Genomic DNA, 18,773 nt, shown 5'->3' on the forward strand with positions numbered 1-18,773 from the left:
GCTCCCCATGACCGTCCCGTCGCCCGCCGGGCTCCCCCCGCGGGTGCGGATCCACGAAGTCGGCGCCCGCGACGGGCTCCAGAACGAGAAGACGGCCGTCCCCACCGAGGTGAAGGCCGAGTTCATCCACCGGCTGGCCGCCGCCGGCCTGACCACCGTCGAGGCCACCAGCTTCGTCCACCCCAAGTGGGTGCCCCAGCTGGCCGACGCCGAGCAGCTGTTCCCGCTGCTCTCCGACGTCCCCGCGGACCTCCCCGTCCTGGTGCCCAACGAGCGCGGCCTCGACCGCGCCCTGGCCCTCGGGGCCACCCGCATCGCGGTGTTCGGCTCGGCCACCGAGACCTTCGCCGCGCGGAACCTGAACCGTACGGTCGCCGAGTCCCTGGCCATGTTCGAGCCCGTCGTGGCCCGCGCCAAGGAGGCCGGGGCGCACGTGCGCGGCTATCTGTCGATGTGCTTCGGCGACCCCTGGGAGGGTGCGGTCCCGGTCCCCCAGGTGGTCCGCACCGCCAAGGCCCTGCTGGACCTGGGCTGCGACGAGCTGAGCCTCGGCGACACCATCGGCGTCGCCACCCCCGGCCACGTCCAGGCGCTGCTCGGCGAGCTGAACACGGCGGGCGTGGTCACCGGCCGGATCGGCGTGCACTTCCACGACACCTACGGCCAGGCCCTCTCCAACACCCTCGCCGCGCTCCAGCACGGCGTGACCACGGTCGACGCCTCCGCCGGCGGCCTCGGCGGCTGCCCGTACGCGAAGAGCGCCACCGGCAACCTGGCCACCGAGGACCTGGTGTGGATGCTCGACGGCCTCGGCATCGAGACCGGGGTCGACCTGGCCGCCCTCACCGCCACGAGCGTGTGGATGGCCGAACGGCTGGGCCGTCCCAGCCCCTCCCGTACCGTCCGCGCCCTCTCCCACAAGGAGTAACGAAGCCATGCCCCTCGACCACCGGCTCACCCCCGAGCACGAGGAACTCCGCCGCACCGTCGAGGCGTTCGCGCACGACGTGGTGGCACCCAAGATCGGCGACCTGTACGAGCGCCACGAGTTCCCGTACGAGATCGTCCGCGAGATGGGCCGCATGGGCCTGTTCGGCCTGCCCTTCCCGGAGGAGTACGGCGGCATGGGCGGCGACTACCTCGCCCTCGGCATCGCCCTGGAGGAGCTGGCCCGCGTCGACTCCTCGGTCGCCATCACCCTGGAGGCGGGCGTCTCCCTGGGCGCCATGCCCCTCTACCTGTTCGGCACCGAGGAGCAGAAGCGGGAGTGGCTGCCGAAGCTGTGCTCGGGCGAGGTGCTCGGCGCGTTCGGCCTGACCGAGCCCGGCGCCGGCAGTGACGCGGGCGGCACCCGCACCACGGCCGTCCGCGACGGCGACGAATGGGTCATCAACGGCTCCAAGTGCTTCATCACCAACTCCGGTACGGACATCACCGGTCTGGTCACGGTCACCGCGGTCACCGGCCGCAAGGCGGACGGCCGGCCGGAGATCTCCTCGATCATCGTCCCGTCCGGCACCCCGGGCTTCACGGTGGCGGCCCCGTACTCCAAGGTCGGCTGGAACTCCTCGGACACCCGTGAGCTGTCCTTCGACGAGGTCCGGGTGCCGGTCGCCAACCTGGTCGGCCAGGAGGGCCGCGGCTACGCCCAGTTCCTGCGGATCCTCGACGAGGGCCGGATCGCCATCGCGGCGCTGGCCACCGGTCTGGCGCAGGGCTGTGTGGACGAGTCGGTGAAGTACGCCAAGGAGCGTCAGGCCTTCGGGAAGGCGATCGGCGACAACCAGGCCATCCAGTTCAAGCTGGCCGACATGGAGACGCGCGCCCACATGGCCCGTCTGGGCTGGCGGGACGCGGCCTCGCGGCTGGTGGCGGGCGAGCCGTTCAAGAAGGAGGCGGCGATCGCGAAGCTGTACTCCTCCACGGTCGCCGTCGACAACGCGCGGGACGCCACGCAGATCCACGGCGGCTACGGGTTCATGAACGAGTACCCGGTGGCCCGGATGTGGCGGGACTCGAAGATCCTGGAGATCGGCGAGGGCACGAGCGAGGTCCAGCGCATGCTCATCGCCCGCGAACTGGGCTTCGCAGGCTGATCCCGCACCGGTCCTCGTACCGGTCCCCCGGCCGCCCCTCACGACGGCCCGCCCGCACGACGGCCCGCGCCCCCGGCGCGGGCCGTTGCGCGTTCGTGCGCCGGTGCGCCCCGAAAGAAGTTAGGTCCCCCTTACCGCTTTCGGCAAAGGTTAGGCTAACCTTCCCACCGAACGGCCTACCCTCGCAGCCGCCCTGCACGTACGAAAGCGGACACCGCCATGCCCAAGCCCAGCTCCACCTTCCTCTCCCGCCGCGGTCTCATCGCGGCCGGAGGCGCCCTCGGCCTCGTCGCGGCGCTCACCGCGTGCGGCGGCAGCGACAAGGCGAAGGACGGGGCGGGCGACCAGGGCGCTGCCGCATCGGGAGCCTGGAGCTTCAAGGACGACCTGGGCAAGACGGTCTCCGCCAAGTCCACGCCGAAGAACGTCGTGGCCTACACCGGCACCGCCGCCGCGCTCTACGACTACGGCGTGCAGGTCAAGGGCGTCTTCGGCCCGACGAAGCTGGCGGACGGCAAGCCCGACCCGATGGCCGGCACGATGGACATCTCCAAGGTCGAGATCCTCGGCAACGTCTACGACGAGTTCAACGTCGAGAAGTACGCGGCCCTCAAGCCGGACCTCCTCGCCACCAACACCTGGGACGGCTCGTACTGGTACGTCCCCGAGGCCTCCAAGGACAAGATCCTGAAGCTAGCCCCGGCCGCCGCCGTCGGCGTGGGCGACAAGGTGTCCATGGACAAGGCCCTGGAGCGCACCGCGGACCTCGCCAAGTCCCTCGGCGCCGACCTCAACACCAAGAAGAGCGCCGACGCGAAGGCCCGCTTCGACGCCGCCTCCGCCAAGGTCCGCGAGGCCGTCAAGGCCAACCCGGGCGTCAAGGTCCTCGTCGGCTCCGGCTCCGACCAGATGTTCTACGTCTCCACCCCGAAGACCTCCGCGGACCTGAAGTACTTCGAGTCCCTCGGCGTCGAGTTCGTCAGCCCGGAGCAGGACAAGCTCGACCCGCAGGGCTTCTACGAGAGCCTCAGCTGGGAGAACGCCGGCAAGTACAAGGCCGACGTCATCCTGCTCGACAACCGCACCCAGGCCCTCCAGCCCGAGGCCCTGAAGGCCAAGCCGACCTGGAACGAGCTCCCGGCGGTCAAGGCCGGCCAGGTCGCCCCGCGCGTGACCGAGCCGATCTACTCGTACGAGAAGTGCGCGCAGATCCTCGAGGACCTCGCGAAGACCATCCAGAACGCCAAGAAGCTCGGCTGACCCGGTAACCCAGGGGGGACCTCCGCATGACCGCCACCGCTTCCGACGCCGCCACCGCCGCCGACACCGGCGCCGACGCGGCCGCGGCCGCCGCGCACTTCCGGTTCTTCACGCTCGAAGTCCTGCGCACGCGCCGCCTCGGCCACTCGTTCCTGCGCGTGACCTTCGGCGGGGAGTCCCTTGCGGCGTTCCGCTCGGGGGGCTACGACCAGAGCCTGTCGCTCTTCCTCCCCGTGGGGGACCAGGAGCACACCGAACTCCCCTCCACCGACGAGGACGCCTGGTTCGGCGCCTGGCGGTCGATGCCGGACGAGGTCCGGCCGGTGATGCGCTCGTACACCGTGCGCGAGCAGCGGCGGACGGAGGCGGGGGCGGACGAGGTGGACATCGACTTCGTCCTCCACGGGGACGCGTCCCCGGCCTCCCGCTGGGCGGGCCGGGCCGTGACCGGCCGCCGGATCATGGCGATCGGCCCGGCCGTGGCGGAGAACAAGTCGGTCCGCTTCCAGCGGCCGGACGACGCGGACACGGTGCTGATGTACGCGGACGAGACCGCCCTGCCGGCCGCCGCGGCGATCCTGGACCGGCTGCCCGCCGGGACGAAGGTGAAGGCCTGGTTCGAGGTCCCGCACCCGGACGACCGGCTCAGCCTGCACACCCTCGCGGACCAGGACGTCACCTGGATCGTGCGCGAGAAGGGCGAGGGCGCGGCGGCGCGCACCGAACGGGTGCTGTCCGAGCTGCGTGCGGCGCAGCTCCCCGCCGCGCAGTCCCCGTACGCCTGGCTCGCGGGCGAGGCCGGGACGATCAGGGCAGTACGCCGCCACCTCGTGCAGGAACGTTCCGTCGACCGGCGCGCGGTGCGGTTCACCGGCTACTGGAGGCTCGGCGCGAGCGAGGAGCAGCTGCTCGCCGAGGCGTACGCGGGCAAGGCCCCGAGCGAGGACCCGGCGGCCGAGCTGTAGTCAACTCCCCATATTCGCAAGGTATTTGAGGAAGGGCCCCGGCGCCAGCCGGGGCCCTTCCTCATTTGTGATCTAACTTAGGTTAGGCTAACCTAAATCCCGCACCCACCCCCCGCTCTCCCCGCCCGGAGGAAAGTTGATGCGCTCGCATCTGCTGAACGAGACGACCGCGGACGAATACCGGCGCACCGTCACCGAGGGCGTCGAACGCGTCGCCGCCAAACTCGCGGCCACGCAGCGCCCCCACACCGGTATCTCCGTGGACGAACTCGCTCCGGTCATCGGCGGCATCGACCTCGACCGCCCCCTGGGCAACGCCGCCGCCGCCCTCGACGAGCTCGAGGACGTCTACCTGCGCGACGCCGTCTACTTCCACCACCCGCGCTACCTGGGCCACCTCAACTGCCCAGTCGTCATCCCCGCGGTGGTCGGCGAAGCCGTCCTGTCGGCCGTCAACTCCTCCCTCGACACCTGGGACCAGTCCATCGGCGGCACGCTCATCGAGCGCCGCCTCATCGACTGGACCGCCCGCCGCATCGGCCTCGGCGAAGGCGCCGACGGCATCTTCACCTCCGGCGGCAGCCAGTCGAACTTCCACGCACTGCTCCTCGCCCGCGACGAGGCCTGCCGAATCGTCATGAAGCGCGCCCTGGACGCCGGGACCGAGCTCACCAAGGCCGAACTCCTGCCCAAGCTGCGCATCTTCACCTCCGAGGCCAGCCACTTCAGCGTGCAGAAGTCGGCCGCCATGCTCGGCCTCGGCTACGAAGCCGTCATCGCGGTCCCCGTCGACCGGGCCCGCCGCATGGACACCTCCGTGCTCGCCCTGGAACTGGAGAACTGCGCCGCCGAGGGCCACTTCCCCATGGCCGTCGTCGCCACCGCCGGCACCACCGACTTCGGGTCCATCGACCCGCTCCCCGAGATCGCCCGCCTGGCCTCCGAGCACTCCGCGTGGATGCACGTGGACGCCGCCTACGGCTGCGGACTGCTGGTCTCCCCCACCCGCCGCCACCTCCTCGACGGCATAGAGCACGCCGACTCGGTGACCGTGGACTACCACAAGTCCTTCTTCCAGCCCGTGAGTTCCAGCGCGATGCTGGTCCGCGACCGCGACACCCTCGCGCACGCCACGTACCACGCGGACTACCTCAACCCACGCCAGATGACCGAGGAGCGGATCCCCAACCAGGTCGACAAGTCCATCCAGACCACGCGCCGCTTCGACGCCCTGAAACTCTGGATGACCCTGCGCATCATGGGCGCCGACGCCGTCGGCTCCCTCTTCGACGAGGTCGTCGGCCTCGCCGCGGCCGGCTGGGAGATCCTTGACGCCGACCCCCGCTTCGAGGTGGTCGTGAGGCCGCAGCTCTCCACCCTGGTCTTCCGCTACGTCCCCGCCGCCGATGCCGGCGAAGCCGGCGCCGGCCCGCGCCCCGAACTGCTCGACGAGGCCCAGCTGCACGCCCGCAAGGCCCTGTTCGCCTCCGGCGAGGCCGTCGTGGCCGGCACCAAGGTGGACGGGAAGCAGTACCTGAAGTTCACCCTCCTCAACCCGCAGACCACGACGGCCGACATCACCGCCGTCCTCGACCTCATCGCCGCACATGCCGAGCAGTTCCTGGGAGAGTCCCTTGCCGTCCACCGCTAAGCCCTACGACTTCATCGGCATCGGCCTGGGCCCCTTCAACCTGGGACTGGCCTGCCTGACCGCGCCCATCGACGAGCTGGACGGCCTGTTCATCGAGTCGAAGCCGCACTTCGAGTGGCACGCCGGCATGTTCCTCGACGGCGCCCACCTCCAGACGCCGTTCATGTCGGACCTGGTCACCCTCGCCGACCCCACCTCGCCCTTCTCCTTCCTGAACTACCTGAAGGACAAGGACCGGCTGTACTCCTTCTACATCCGCGAGAACTTCTACCCGCTGCGCGCCGAGTACAACGACTACTGCCGCTGGGCCGCCGACCGGCTCGACAACGTCCGGTACTCCACCTCCGTCACCGAGGTCGCGTACGACGAGGAAGCCGGGCTCTACGAGGTGCGCACCGACCGCGGCGAGACGTTCCTCGCCCGCCGCCTGGTCCTCGGCACCGGCACCCCGCCGCACGTCCCCGCGTCCTGCGAGAACCTGGGCGGCGACTTCCTCCACAACTCCACCTACATGGAGCACAAGGAAGTCCTCCGGAAGAAGAAGTCGATCACCCTGATCGGCTCCGGCCAGAGCGCGGCCGAGATCTACTACGACCTCCTCGCCGAGATCGACGTCCACGGCTACCAGCTCAACTGGGTGACCCGCTCCCCGCGCTTCTTCCCGCTCGAATACACCAAGCTCACCCTGGAGATGACCTCCCCGGAGTACGTGGACTACTTCCACGCCCTCCCCGAGGAGACCCGCTACCGCCTCGAAACCCAGCAGAAGAACCTGTTCAAGGGCATCGACGGCGACCTGGTCAACGCCATCTTCGACCTGCTCTACCAAAAGCGCGTCGAGATGCCGGGCCAGGTCCCCACGACCCTGCTCACCAACACCTCCCTGAACAGCACGGCGTACGACACCACCACCGGCACGTACACCCTCGGGCTGCGCCAGGAGGAGCAGGAGCGGGACTTCTCCCTCACCACCGAGGGCCTGGTCCTCGCCACCGGCTACAAGTACCGCATCCCGGAGTTCCTGGCCCCCGTCCGCGACCGCCTCAACTTCGACGGCCACGGCCGCCTCGACGCCGCCCGCAACTACGCGGTCGACATCACCGGCCGCGGGATCTACCTCCAGAACGGCACCACCCACAACCACTCCCTCACCTCGCCCGACCTGGGCATGGCCGCGTACCGCAACGCGTACATCGTTTCCGAACTCCTCGGCCACGAGCACTACAAGGTCGAGAAGTCCATCGCGTTCCAGCAGTTCGCCGCCCCGGAAGGCACGCACGCATGAGCACCACCGAAACCCTCTTCACCCGCACCGACCCGGCCCTGGGCACCTTCGCGATCCGCCCCCTGGACCCCTTCGCGGACGCGGAACTCCTCCACGCCTGGGTCACCCACCCGAAGGCCGCGTTCTGGATGATGCAGGACGCCACCCTCACCGACGTCGAGCGCGAATACGTCCGCATCACCGCGCACGAGCACCACCAGGCCTTCCTCGGCCTCCACGAGGGCCGCCCGGCCTTCCTGATGGAGCGCTACGACCCGGCCCGCCTGGAGCTCGTCGGCCTCTACCACGCGCAGCCGGGTGACGTGGGCATGCACTTCCTGGTCGCCCCGACCGACACCCCGCTCCCCGGCTTCACCCGCGCCGTGATCACCACCGTCATGGCGGCCCTCTTCGCCGACCCGGCCACCGAGCGCGTCGTCGTCGAACCGGACGTCCGCAACACCGCCGTCCACGTTCTCAACGAGGCCGTCGGCTTCGTCCCCGAAGGCCCCGTCACCAAGCCGGAGAAGGAAGCCCTCCTCAGCTTCTGCACCCGGGCCCAGTTCGAGGCGGCCACCGCCCTCACCACCGGGGTCTCGATATGAACCTCTCCGCCGACATCGCCCACCTCACCCCGGAGCTGTGGGCCCGCGCCAACCGCGCCCTGGTCCGCAAGGCCCTGGCGGAGTTCTCCCACGAGCGCCTGCTGACCCCGAAGCCCCTGGGCGAGGACCTGTACGCCGTCCTCAGCGACGACGGCACGGTCGAGTACCGCTTCCGCGCGGTCCTGCACGCCCTGGACCACTGGGCGGTGGACGAGCGGTCCATCACCCGCCACCGCGACGGCACCGAGCTCGCCCTCGACGCCCTGGACTTCCACATAGAGTTCCGGGACGCCCTCGGCCTGAGCGCGGAGGTCCTGCCCGTCTACCTGGAGGAGATCTCCTCCACCCTGGCCGGCACCGGCTACAAGTACACCAAGCCGCACACCCCCTCCGCGGTCCTCGCGAAGTCCTCGTTCCAGGACATCGAGACGGGCATGACCGAGGGCCACCCCTGCTTCGTCGCCAACAACGGCCGCCTGGGCTTCGGCGTGCACGAGTACCGCGCGTACGCCCCCGAGACCGCGAACCCGGTCCACCTGGTCTGGGCCGCCGCCCACAAGGACGTCTCCACCTTCACGGCGGGCGCGGGCCTGGACCACGACACGTTCATCCGCGAGGAACTGGGCGAGGCGGCCGTCTCCGGCTTCGCGGCGAAGCTCACCGCCCTCGGCCTGGACCCGTCGGACTACCACTACTTCCCCATCCACCCCTGGCAGTGGTGGAACAAGACGACGGTCACCTTCGCCGCCGAGATCGCCCATCGCCGTCTGGTCCTCCTGGGCGAGGGCGAGGACGCCTACCTCCCCCAGCAGTCGATCCGCACCTTCTTCAACACGACGACCCCCACCAAGCACTACGTCAAGACGGCCATCTCGGTCCTCAACATGGGCTTCATGCGGGGCCTGTCGGCGGCCTACATGGAGGCCACCCCGGCCATCAACGACTGGCTCCACCAGCTCATCCAATCGGACGAGACGCTCCGCTCCGTCAACTTCTCGATCATCCGCGAGCGCGCGGCGATCGGCTACCACCACCGCCAGTACGAACGCGCGACGGACCGCTACTCCCCGTACCGCAAGATGCTGGCCGCCCTGTGGCGCGAGTCGCCGGTGAACTCCCTGCGCGAGGGTGAGCGCCTGGCCACGATGGCCTCCCTCCTCCACGTGGACGAGGACGGCAAGTCCTTCGTCGGCGCCCTCATCGAGGAATCGGGCCTCACCCCCGCCGAGTGGCTCCGCCCCTACCTCCGCGCCTACCTGCTCCCCCTCCTGCACTGCTTCTACCAGTACGACCTCGCCTACATGCCGCACGGCGAGAACACGATCCTGGTGATCAAGGACGGGGTGGTCCAGCGGGCGGTCTTCAAGGACATCGCCGAGGAAATCGTGGTCATGGACCCCGACGCGGTCCTCCCGCCGGCGGTCGAGCGCATCCGGGCCGACATCCCGGAGGACATGAAGCTGCTGTCCATCTTCACGGACGTCTTCGACTGCTTCTTCCGCTTCCTGAACTCCATCCTGGTGACGGAAGGCATCTGCACCGAATCGACGTTCTGGCAGGCGGTGGCGGACTGCGCCCACGACTACCAGCAGTCCCTCCCCGCCCTGGCGGACCGCTTCGCCCGCTACGACCTCTTCACGCCGGAGTTCCAGCTCTCCTGCCTCAACCGCCTCCAGCTGCGCAACAACAAGCAGATGGTCGACCTGTCCGACCCCTCGGCAGCCCTCCAACTGATCGGCACCCTCAAAAACCCCCTCACCCCCTTCACCCGCCCCGGCAGCCGTTCCAGCGGCCCACGGTTGCGAACGGCCGTTGTCAGTTGATGGATTCGCCGTCGTAACTGCCCCCCGCGCAGATCCACCGGCCGGAACCGGGGTCGTACTGCACCGTTCCACCGCCGGCCTTGCAGCCCGGCTCGTCGATACCCGGTGCGGCGGCCTGCACGGCGGGCGCCAGGGCGCCGAGAGCGGCCAGGATCACGGCGGCGATGAATGTGAGAAGTCGAGTACGCATGGGAGCTCCTGTAAGGACGAGCGACACCACCACGTCATGACCAGCTTCACCCAGGACCGTCTCATGCGCACCAGATGCGTGGAGCCCAGCTGGGGCGGGGCGCGCACCTGCTCCAGAGGCGCCTTCCCCGAACAGGCGGCAGGCTGGTGCTATGGCGAACCTGCCCGAGGTAACCGTAGGGCCGCCTGATGACCTTGGCTGGCGAAAAGTCTCGACGAAAGGCAAGTGCGCAGGCAAGGTGCGGTCTCCCGGGGAACTCCGAAGATTTCTGCAACGTGCCGGGCTGAAACCCGAACACCCCGTCCACTGGCTCGGTGGAGACAGCCTTGTCTGGCCGGACAGAACGGCACAGCGGCGCATAGTGGGCAGCCTCATGTGCATCGGCTTCCTGTTGACCGCCGTACTGCTCCTGAGAATCGGCTGGATGGACAGCCAGCGCGCCCTGACGTTCGGCGAGCGACTCGCCGGATACTCCGTACTGGCTGCGGGTCTGGTGGAGCTGATCGCCGCACTGGCCACTCTCGATTACTGGCACCAGCGGAAGCGGGCCTACTCGGGGCCGCTCCTCATGGCCGGAGTCGGAATCGTCTTCCTCTGCAGCTCCTCGCTCCTTTTCCTGCAGATCGGCGAGCGTTTCACCGGCTGGTCGGTGATCGGGATCTCCTTCCTCACCGGATCCATTCTGGCCGGGGTCGAGCTCGTCAAGCTCCGGGCATGGAAGGGGCTTCGCTATCCCGGGCGCATAGCGATCGGCGCGATCGTGCCCGCCCTGCTCGCCGGTATCAACCTGGCGTATACGCAGCTCTACGTACCCACCGTGACGGCTCCGCTGATCATGAGTGGCGCCGAATTCAAGGAGGCGAGCCTGGACAGCGCCAGATCGGTACTGCACGTGACGGTCCATGCCTACGTGAGGAACAACGGCAGCGTTCCCGTCTACATCCTCGGCAGCATCTACTGGGTCCATGGCGGACCGGCCAACGATATCCACCAGACCACGGATCCCAGCTCCAGCTTTAAATTGATCTACGATGGCGAATTCGTCACCCCGGCAGGGCGTGAACTGGACCCGGGGGAAGAGATATCACAGGACGCGGTCATCGACATCAAGGATCCCGACAAACTCAAACTCGACTACGAGATACTCAGGACCCAGACCGAGATATATGCGATCAGGCGGGACAGGATGACACTGCCTCCCGAGTACGGGCAGTCCCGAAGCTCCATCGAGGCACTCAAGAGGGACAGGAAATGGAGCGCCGGGGAACCCGGGAACGCAATATACAGGGATGAATCCAACATCTCGAACAGCAGCGAGATCCTCAACATCGCCCGAGGTCGGCAGTCCATTCGCGCGTGGAAGCTGTCCTTCCCGAACTGGTCGCGCATAGAATTGGCCATAACGCCGCCGGGCGGCAGAATCACCTTCGACCCCCACGACCCCCACTACCGGAAACAGCTCATCGACCGGTACGGCCTCTCGCTGGCACGCGGGTCCATGGACCAGACGCCCTTCAAGATGCTCCTGGAGAAGGCCCGCGCCGCCGAGAAGCACCCGGCCCCGGAGCAGTCCGGGCAGTGACGTGCCGTCAAGCCGGTGGGCACTGGGCCCGCGAAGGGGCGAGGGCTACGGCCACGGCACCTCCGGGGCGCGGTAGTAGGTGATGTCCTGGGCGTCCAGGCGGGGGCCCTGGGACGCCAGGCGCTGGCGGTGGGTGGTCCAGTTCAGGGCGGCGGGCGGGGACCAGGCGAGTTCCGCGAGGCTGAGGAGGCGGGGGAAGGCCATCAGTTCCCAGTCGGCGCGGGTGGAGATGGTCTCCGTCCAGAGGGGGGCCTCCACGCCCAGGACCGCGGATTCGGGGACGTCGGGGAGGTAGGAGCCCGGGTTCCAGGCGTAGGCGCGCTGGGCGGGGACGTACCCGGCCCACGCCAGGCCCGGGCGGGTCTGCTGGTCGTACTTCATGTCCAGGTAGGCGTGGTCCGCCGGGGAGAGGACCACCCGGTGGCCCGCCTTGGCGGCCGCGGCCACCGCCGCCTTCTCCGCGGCGGGGGTGCGGTCGTGGCCCCAGTACTGGAGGACCGCGCCCGGTGCCGGGCGGGCCGAGGCGAGCTGGTGCCAGGCCATCACCGTCTTGCCGTGCCGGGCCACCACCGCCTGGGCGCGGTCCATGAACCTGGCGTAGTCCGCCGCCGGGGTGGAGTGGGCCTCGTCGCCGCCGATGTGGAGGTAGGGGCCGGGGGTGAGGGCGGCGAGTTCACCGAGGACGTCGTCGATGAACTCGTACGTGCGCTCCTTGCCCACGCACAGCGAGCTGAAGCCGACCTTGACGCCGGTGTAGCGCGCGGGCGCCTTGCCGTCGCAGGTCAGCTCGCCGTAGGCGGCCTGGGCGGCGTTGACGTGGCCCGGCATGTCGATCTCCGGGACGAGGGTGACGTAGCGGTCCGCCGCGTAGGCGACCAGTTCGCGGTAGTCGTCCTTGGACCAGGAGCCGCCGGGCCCGCCGCCCACCTCGCTCGCGCCGCCGTACTCGGCGAGCCGGGGCCAGGAGTCGACGGCGATCCGCCAGCCCTGGTCGTCGGTGAGGTGCACGTGCAGGGTGTTGATCTTGTACTGGGCGAGCTGGTCGACGTACCGCTCCACCTGCTCGACCGGGAAGTGGTGCCGGGCGACGTCGATCATGGCACCGCGGTAGGCGAAGCGCGGGGTGTCCGTCACCGTCCCGCCCGGGACCGTCCCCGCGCCCCGTGCCGGCAGCAGCTGCCGCAGCGTCTGGCCCGCGTGGAAGAGACCGGCCGGGGTGCGGGCGGTGAGGGTGACGCCCGTGGCGGTGGTCCGGAGCCGGTAGCCCTCCTCGCCCAGGTCCGCCGCGCCGCCGTCCAGCCGCAGCCTCACCCCGTCGCCGCCACCGTCCTCACCGCCCGACCCGCCCGACCCGCCCGGCCCGCCCGGCCCGTCCACCACCGGCAGCGGCAGCCCGGTCGGCCCGCGCAGCTGCTCCGCGAGGAGCTCGCCGATCCGCCGGACCTCCTCAGGGGCGCCCGGCCCTCCCGTACGGATGACCGTGCCCGCCCCGAAGGCGTAGCCGGGCCCCTCGGCGCGCACGGCCGCCGGCGCCGGCAGGAGCCGCTGGTACGGGGTGAGAACGGCGGCGGCGGCCGGCTTGGCGTCGTCCCCGTGGGCGGCGGTGCAGGCGGCGGAGGGCCAGACGGCGGCCAGGGCCACGAGGGTGCCGAGCGTGCGGCGCAGGACTCTCATGCGCCCAGGTATAGGCCAAACGGCCTCCAGCCGGACCCCGTGGACCCGATGGGAGAATCCCCGGATGGCGGAAATCATCCAGAAGGACGGTACTTGGACCTTCGACGGGGACACGGTGCGCATCGTGCCGGGCCGCGACAAGGGGGTGGGGCTGCTGCGGCAGCAGCTCGGTGAGGTGGTCGTGCCGCTGCGCGCGATCGGGGGGATCAGTTACGAGCCGGGCCGCAAGTCGGGGCGGCTGCGGCTGCGCCTGCGGGACGGCGCGGACCCGCTGCTCCAGGTGACCGGCGGACGGCTGCCGGAGTCCTCGGACCCGTACCGGCTGGGCGTGGAGCCGGACCGGACCGGGGTGGCGGAGTACTTCGTCGACGAGGTGCGCAGCGCCCTGCTGCTGGAGCAGGTGGATCCCGGCCCGTCGGACGCCTATCTGCTGCCGGGCCCGGCGGTGCCGATCTCGGTCGGCGCGGGCGACGGGACGGCCTCCTTCGACGGCGACCGGGTGGTGCTGGACTGGAACTGGACCACCGAGGAGGCGAAGGCCTCGGGCGGTCCGCGCGAGTTCCGGGTCGCGGACGTGCGGACGGTGGAATGGACCCCCTCGAAGGGGCTGGAGAACGGCTGGCTTCGGTTCACTCTCACGGGTGCCCCGCCGGCCCCCGCGCCCAAGTACGACCCGCACACGGTGGAGCTCTTCGGCTTCAAGAAGGACCCGCTGATGGCCCTGGTCGCGGCGGCGGTGGCGGTACGGATGCCGCACCCGGCGGCCCCGGCTCCGCAGGTCCCCGCCCCCGCCCCCGTCCCCCTGGCGGAGGCGGCCCCGGCCCTGGCGGGCGAGCCGGCGGACCACGACACCCTGCTGCGGCGTCTGCGCGAGCTGGGGGAGCTGCACCAGAGCGGGGTCCTCACCGCGGACGAGTTCACGGCGGCGAAGGCCGCCATTCTGGGCGGTTTCTAACCAAACGAGACCGGAATCACCTATTCCTTGGTCCAGACCAGCATGATCCTGCCCGATTCCGGGCAGGATCTTTGCGTTTCTGCCCCTAGGCCGTCAATATCTACTGGTGCTCGACCGCCGACCGTCCCATGACGAACTCGTCGACCACCTGGTACGCACCACCGCGCTGCAGCGCGGCGAGGCCGCCCGGGTGGTGCTCGACGTACTCGCGTACTTCGACGAGACGACCGAGGAGTTCGTCCGTCGCCGCCACCGCGAGCTGCAGTCCGGCGGAGCGGTCAACGCGGAGATCTTCGAGCGGATCGCGGCGGAACTGCCGCACCGCGCCGTGGCGCCCCCGGAGCTCTCGCTCCGGCAGCTGCGCCGCATCGTCTACGGCTGAGACGCCGCATCGTCTCCAGCCGGGGGCGGGCCCCGCACGGGGCCGGTACGCGTCCGGGCACGGACACCGAACTTCAGGAGGGGCAACACCGTATGTGCGGAATCGTCGGTTACATCGGCAAGCGTGACGTGGCACCACTGCTGCTGGAAGGCCTCCAGCGGCTCGAATACCGCGGCTACGACTCGGCGGGCATCGTCGTCAACAGCCCGAAGTCGGCAGCCCTGAAGGTCGTCAAGGCCAAGGGCCGGGTCCGCGACCTGGAGTCCCGCGTCCCCAAGCGCTTCGCCGGCACCACCGGCATCGCCCACACCCGCTGGGCCACCCACGGCGCGCCGAGCGACATCAACTCGCACCCGCACCTGGACGCCGAGAACAAGGTCGCGGTCGTCCACAACGGCATCGTCGACAACGCCGCCGAGCTCCGCGCCAAGCTGGAGGCCGACGGTGTGGTCTTCGTCTCCGAGACCGACACCGAGGTGCTCGTCCACCTGATCGCCCGCTCCCAGGCCGTCACCCTGGAGGAGAAGGTCCGCGAGGCGCTCAAGGTCGTCGAGGGCACCTACGGCATCGCCGTCATGCACGCCGACTTCGCCGACCGCATCGTCGTCGCCCGCAACGGCTCCCCGGTCGTCCTCGGCATCGGCGAGAAGGAGATGTTCGTCGCCTCGGACGTCGCCGCGCTCGTCGCCCACACCCGCCAGGTCGTCACCCTCGACGACGGCGAGATGGCCACCCTCAAGGCCGACGACTTCCGCACGTACACCACCAGCGGCACGACGACCACCGCCACGCCCGAGACCGTGGAGTGGGAGGCCGCCTCCTACGACATGGGCGGCCACGACACGTACATGCACAAGGAGATCTCCGAGCAGCCCGACGCGGTCGACCGCGTGCTGCGCGGCCGGATCGACGACCGCTTCTCCACCGTCCACCTGGGCGGCCTGAACCTGGACCCGCGCGAGGCCCGCGGCATCCGCCGGGTCAAGATCCTCGGCTGCGGCACCTCGTACCACGCGGGCATGATCGGCGCCGGCCTCATCGAGAGCCTGGCCCGCATCCCCGCCGACGCCGAGCCGGCCTCCGAGTTCCGCTACCGCAACCCGGTCGTGGACCCCGACACCCTCTACATCGCCGTCTCCCAGTCCGGTGAGACCTACGACGTGCTCGCGGCGGTGCAGGAGCTCAAGCGCAAGGGCGCCCGCGTCCTCGGCGTGGTCAACGTGGTCGGCTCGGCCATCGCCCGCGAGGCCGACGGCGGCGTGTACGTGCACGCCGGCCCCGAGGTCTGCGTCGTGTCCACCAAGTGCTTCACGAACACCGTCACCGCCTTCGCCCTGCTCGCCCTGCACCTGGGCCGCATCCGCGACCTGTCCGTCGCCGACGGCAAGCGGATCATCGAGGGCCTGCGCAAGCTCCCCGGCCAGATCCAGGAGATCCTGGAGGGCGAGGAGGACATCAAGAAGCTGGCGGCCGAGTACGCCGAGGCCAAGTCGATGATGTTCATCGGCCGGGTGCGCGGCTACCCGGTGGCCCTGGAGGCCTCCCTGAAGCTGAAGGAGATCTCCTACATCCACGCCGAGGCCTACCCGGCCTCCGAGCTCAAGCACGGCCCGCTCGCGCTCATCGAGCCGGCGATGCCGACGGTCGCGATCGTCCCGGACGACGACCTGCTGGAGAAGAACCGCGCGGCGCTGGAGGAGATCAAGGCCCGCAGCGGCCGGATCCTGGCGGTCGCCCACCGGGTGCAGGAGAAGGCCGACCACACGATCCTCGTCCCGAAGAACGAGGACGAGCTGGACCCGATCCTGATGGGCATCCCGCTCCAGCTGCTGGCGTACCACACCGCCCTGGCCCTGGGCCGGGACATCGACAAGCCGCGCAACCTGGCGAAGTCGGTCACGGTCGAGTAGGACCCGCCACAGCACCGCCCGCGGTACGCGACAGGGGCGCCACCGGTAACTCCGGTGGCGCCCCTGCCCGTTGCGCCCGCGGTGCGGGCCGGGTTCAGCCCGCCGCGACCGCTCCCCTTCCGGCCGACTTGCCGAGGGCCATCGGCCAGTGCGCCAGCGTCGCCGTGGCCCCGTACCAGGCCAGCAGGCCGGACACGGCCGCGACCCAGCCGCCGGCCTTGGCCAGGCCCGCGCTGTCCGCGAAGGCGCCTATGGCCAGCAGGATCAGGGCGAGGGTGAGCAGTCCGTAGACGCCCTGGCCGAACAGACCGCTCGCGGCGGCGAGCGTGAGGGTCAGCGCGAGCATCGCGAAGAGGACCAGAAACGTTCCGGCCGCCTCGTCGGACACCGTGGCCCCCGCGCCCTTGGCCCAGGTGAACCAGAAGATGCCCAGGCCCGCGAACGCGGTGCCGTTGAACCCGTTGCCGCCCCGGTATTCCAGGAGACCGAGGAGGAAGAGGGCCGCGCCGCCGACGTACATCGCGAGCGACACGGAGTTGGCAGCGGTGACACCGGACAGGACGCCGGTGTGGCCGATACCGAACGCGAGAAGGGTGAGACCCAGGGCGATGTTCCCCAGGGTCGAAGTCGAGGCCGTGCTTCCCGCAGAGACACCATTGTCCACGGCGGGCTCCCTTCGATCTGCAGTTGTTTGCTGCGTCCCAGCAGCACTTATCTACCCTTTACGCGGGTTCACAACCGCACAACCGGAATACAGAGGGTCACGGAATGACAACGACGGGTCGCTGCGCCCGCTTGGCCAGACGCCCCGCGACCGAGCCGAAGATGCGGCCGACCAGACCGTGAGTGGAACCGACCACGATGGCGTCCGCCGAGTACTCCCGGCCGACCTCCTCCAGCTCGTGGCAGATGTCCCCGCCCCGCTCCACCAGGATCCACGGCACCTCGGAGAGGTAGTCCGCGCAGGCGAGCTCCAGGCCCAGCACCTCGGTGCGGTGGTCCGGCACGTCCACGAAGACCGGGGGCTCGCAGCCGGCCCACACCGTCGTGGGGAGCCGGTTCGCCACGTGCACGATGATCAGGCCGGAGCCGGAGCGCCGGGCCATGCCGATCGCGTAGGCGAGGGCGCGCTCACTGGACGTGGAGCCGTCGAAGCCCACCACCACCCCGTGCCGGAAGGCAGGGTCGCAGGGCAGGCGTGTCTGTTCCACCGCGCGCAGGTCGCTCGATGCGGAATCGGCGAATTGGTGCTTGCGCTTGCGGTCCGCGGGTTCGAAGAATTCGTGACCGGCCATGGATGTCTCGGCGAAAAGTCCTCGGGGGAAGCGACAGGGGCGGTTTCGGCGACTCGGGCTTTCTGACGACGAGGCGGGCGTTTTGGCGACGCTGCGTGACGGAGTTCTGTCCTGGAAGCATCTTTCCAAGCCCTTACCCACCAGGGTACGGCGACACTCCCGTCCTGCACAGGGCATGCCGCCCTTGGAGAGCGTCCAAGGGAGCATGCCGGAGCGGAGCCCCCTTGGCAATGGCCGCTGTCCCCTACAGCCAGTGACGGAAGACCCTCGCGCCACCCGTGCGCGCAGTGACCGGGACCTGTGCGCGAGCGTTGGACAGGAGTCCGACCGTCCAGGAAGAGCCCGCAGGGAGTACGCCGTGCCCGGCCATCCGGTTCACCCCGTCCAGCCCGTCCAGCCCGCTCCGCCGACATCCTCCGCTCCCTCCGGGCACCCCTACCCGCGTCACCCGTCCGTGCGGTCCGCCTCGGGCCGGCCGCATGACGACCCCGGGGGTGACGTGGTGCGCTGGGCCGCCTTCAGCTGCCTGCTCGTGCCGGTGGTCCTGGTGGTCTACGGGACTTCGTACGGCGGGGCCGCCGTGGCCACCCTGGGTCTGGCCGCCGTCACCGCCGCCTGCCGGGTGCTGCTGCGGCACTCCGAGAAGGCGGGACGGGCCGCGGCCCGGGTGGCGGGGCGGGAGCCGCACGGGCACCGCGGCCGGCACTCCCGCAGCGGGTCCGGCGCCCACCGCGGCTGCCACGGCCCCATGGGCCCCTCCCCTCACGACTGACCGATTCGCACGTACACACCCGGTTGTTTTCAGCCAACTTCCGGACCGAACGCTTCCCTTGCCGGAATGTCCCCCCAACCCCCCTACCACCAGCGACGACAGAGCGAAGGGGGCGAAAACACCCCATGGGTACTGGCCACGACCGGATCGTGAGGTTCCCGTGCGGGTAGCGGAGTGGAACGCTTCCTGATCGAATGCTTTTCGCCAAGTTGCCAAGTCGACATAGCGCTGCGTGCTGAACTTGTCACGCCGACACCACGGGACGCAGTAGATTCGATCATGTATTTACGGCGGGGGATCCACGTGCAAGGCCGAGGGGAAACGTGCAGGTGCGACCAGACCAAGGAGT

Annotated in this window: 17 protein-coding genes; 13 read left to right on the forward strand and 4 right to left on the reverse strand. The window is 69.9% G+C overall.

Features of this window, described 5'->3' with window-relative positions:
* Window positions 1-7 precede the first annotated feature (7 nt).
* The 8 genes from B4U46_RS12985 to B4U46_RS13020 all read left to right on the forward strand — a co-directional run bounded on the left by B4U46_RS12985 (window position 8) and on the right by B4U46_RS13020 (window position 9,664).
* A complete protein-coding gene (locus tag B4U46_RS12985) occupies window positions 8-928 on the forward strand; it encodes a hydroxymethylglutaryl-CoA lyase (RefSeq protein ID WP_079431729.1) in 921 nt (306 codons plus the stop codon).
* A gap of 7 nt (window positions 929-935) precedes the next feature.
* Window positions 936-2,096, forward strand: coding sequence for an acyl-CoA dehydrogenase family protein (locus tag B4U46_RS12990; RefSeq protein WP_079427122.1), 1,161 nt, complete (start codon window positions 936-938; stop codon window positions 2,094-2,096).
* A gap of 219 nt (window positions 2,097-2,315) precedes the next feature.
* Complete coding sequence (locus B4U46_RS12995; RefSeq protein ID WP_079427124.1) at window positions 2,316-3,356, forward strand: ABC transporter substrate-binding protein; 1,041 nt, start codon at window positions 2,316-2,318, stop codon at window positions 3,354-3,356.
* A gap of 26 nt (window positions 3,357-3,382) precedes the next feature.
* Entirely contained in the window at window positions 3,383-4,321 is a 939-nt protein-coding gene (locus B4U46_RS13000; protein ID WP_079427126.1) for a siderophore-interacting protein, read from the forward strand.
* Window positions 4,322-4,460: 139 nt separating this feature from the next.
* Window positions 4,461-5,972, forward strand: a complete 1,512-nt coding sequence (locus B4U46_RS13005) for a pyridoxal phosphate-dependent decarboxylase family protein (protein WP_079427128.1) — start codon at window positions 4,461-4,463, stop codon at window positions 5,970-5,972.
* Complete coding sequence (locus B4U46_RS13010) at window positions 5,929-7,257, forward strand: lysine N(6)-hydroxylase/L-ornithine N(5)-oxygenase family protein (RefSeq protein WP_185117277.1); 1,329 nt, start codon at window positions 5,929-5,931, stop codon at window positions 7,255-7,257. Before B4U46_RS13005 ends, B4U46_RS13010 begins: the two co-directional genes overlap by 44 nt.
* A complete protein-coding gene (locus B4U46_RS13015) occupies window positions 7,254-7,841 on the forward strand; it encodes a GNAT family N-acetyltransferase (RefSeq protein WP_079427132.1) in 588 nt (195 codons plus the stop codon). The genes B4U46_RS13010 and B4U46_RS13015 overlap by 4 nt, the downstream gene beginning before the upstream one ends.
* Complete coding sequence (locus tag B4U46_RS13020) at window positions 7,838-9,664, forward strand: IucA/IucC family protein (protein WP_079427134.1); 1,827 nt, start codon at window positions 7,838-7,840, stop codon at window positions 9,662-9,664. The genes B4U46_RS13015 and B4U46_RS13020 overlap by 4 nt, the downstream gene beginning before the upstream one ends.
* On the opposite strand, the gene B4U46_RS13025 is transcribed toward B4U46_RS13020, so the two are convergent.
* The gene (locus tag B4U46_RS13025; protein ID WP_079427136.1) at window positions 9,657-9,854 is read right to left on the reverse strand and encodes a hypothetical protein; all 198 of its coding nucleotides are present in this window, start codon (window positions 9,852-9,854) and stop codon (window positions 9,657-9,659) included. The two genes, B4U46_RS13020 and B4U46_RS13025, sit on opposite strands and share 8 nt — an antisense overlap.
* Window positions 9,855-10,005: 151 nt before the next feature.
* Between B4U46_RS13025 and B4U46_RS13030 the strand changes: the two genes are divergently transcribed.
* Window positions 10,006-11,436, forward strand: coding sequence for a hypothetical protein (locus tag B4U46_RS13030; RefSeq protein WP_123995664.1), 1,431 nt, complete (start codon window positions 10,006-10,008; stop codon window positions 11,434-11,436).
* A 45-nt stretch (window positions 11,437-11,481) separates the two neighbouring features.
* On the opposite strand, the gene B4U46_RS13035 is transcribed toward B4U46_RS13030, so the two are convergent.
* Entirely contained in the window at window positions 11,482-13,110 is a 1,629-nt protein-coding gene (locus B4U46_RS13035; protein ID WP_079427140.1) for a beta-N-acetylhexosaminidase, read from the reverse strand.
* 64 nt (window positions 13,111-13,174) lie between these two features.
* Between B4U46_RS13035 and B4U46_RS13040 the strand changes: the two genes are divergently transcribed.
* The 3 genes from B4U46_RS13040 (at window position 13,175) to glmS (ending at window position 16,357) form a co-directional block, all read left to right on the forward strand.
* A complete protein-coding gene (locus tag B4U46_RS13040; protein WP_079427142.1) occupies window positions 13,175-14,065 on the forward strand; it encodes a DUF4429 domain-containing protein in 891 nt (296 codons plus the stop codon).
* A gap of 106 nt (window positions 14,066-14,171) precedes the next feature.
* Window positions 14,172-14,447: a hypothetical protein gene (locus B4U46_RS13045; protein ID WP_079427144.1), complete on the forward strand. Its 276-nt coding sequence runs from the start codon at window positions 14,172-14,174 to the stop codon at window positions 14,445-14,447.
* 92 nt (window positions 14,448-14,539) lie between these two features.
* The gene (glmS, locus tag B4U46_RS13050; RefSeq protein ID WP_079427145.1) at window positions 14,540-16,357 is read left to right on the forward strand and encodes a glutamine--fructose-6-phosphate transaminase (isomerizing); all 1,818 of its coding nucleotides are present in this window, start codon (window positions 14,540-14,542) and stop codon (window positions 16,355-16,357) included.
* Window positions 16,358-16,451: 94 nt separating this feature from the next.
* Here the strand turns inward: glmS and B4U46_RS13055 are convergent, their stop codons facing one another.
* On the reverse strand, window positions 16,452-17,021 hold the full coding sequence (locus B4U46_RS13055) for a GPR1/FUN34/YaaH family transporter (protein ID WP_079427147.1): 570 nt from the start codon (window positions 17,019-17,021) through the stop codon (window positions 16,452-16,454).
* Window positions 17,022-17,118: 97 nt separating this feature from the next.
* Window positions 17,119-17,652, reverse strand: coding sequence for a universal stress protein (locus tag B4U46_RS13060; protein WP_079427149.1), 534 nt, complete (start codon window positions 17,650-17,652; stop codon window positions 17,119-17,121).
* A 502-nt stretch (window positions 17,653-18,154) separates the two neighbouring features.
* On the opposite strand from B4U46_RS13060, the gene B4U46_RS13065 reads away from it, so the two are divergent.
* Window positions 18,155-18,424 carry a hypothetical protein gene (locus B4U46_RS13065; protein ID WP_398898507.1) on the forward strand — a complete coding sequence of 90 codons (270 nt, stop codon included), beginning with the start codon at window positions 18,155-18,157 and terminating at the stop codon, window positions 18,422-18,424.
* Window positions 18,425-18,773: the final 349 nt, after the last annotated feature.

This window comes from Streptomyces katrae (genome assembly GCF_002028425.1).
Classification (GTDB): domain Bacteria; phylum Actinomycetota; class Actinomycetes; order Streptomycetales; family Streptomycetaceae; genus Streptomyces; species Streptomyces katrae_A.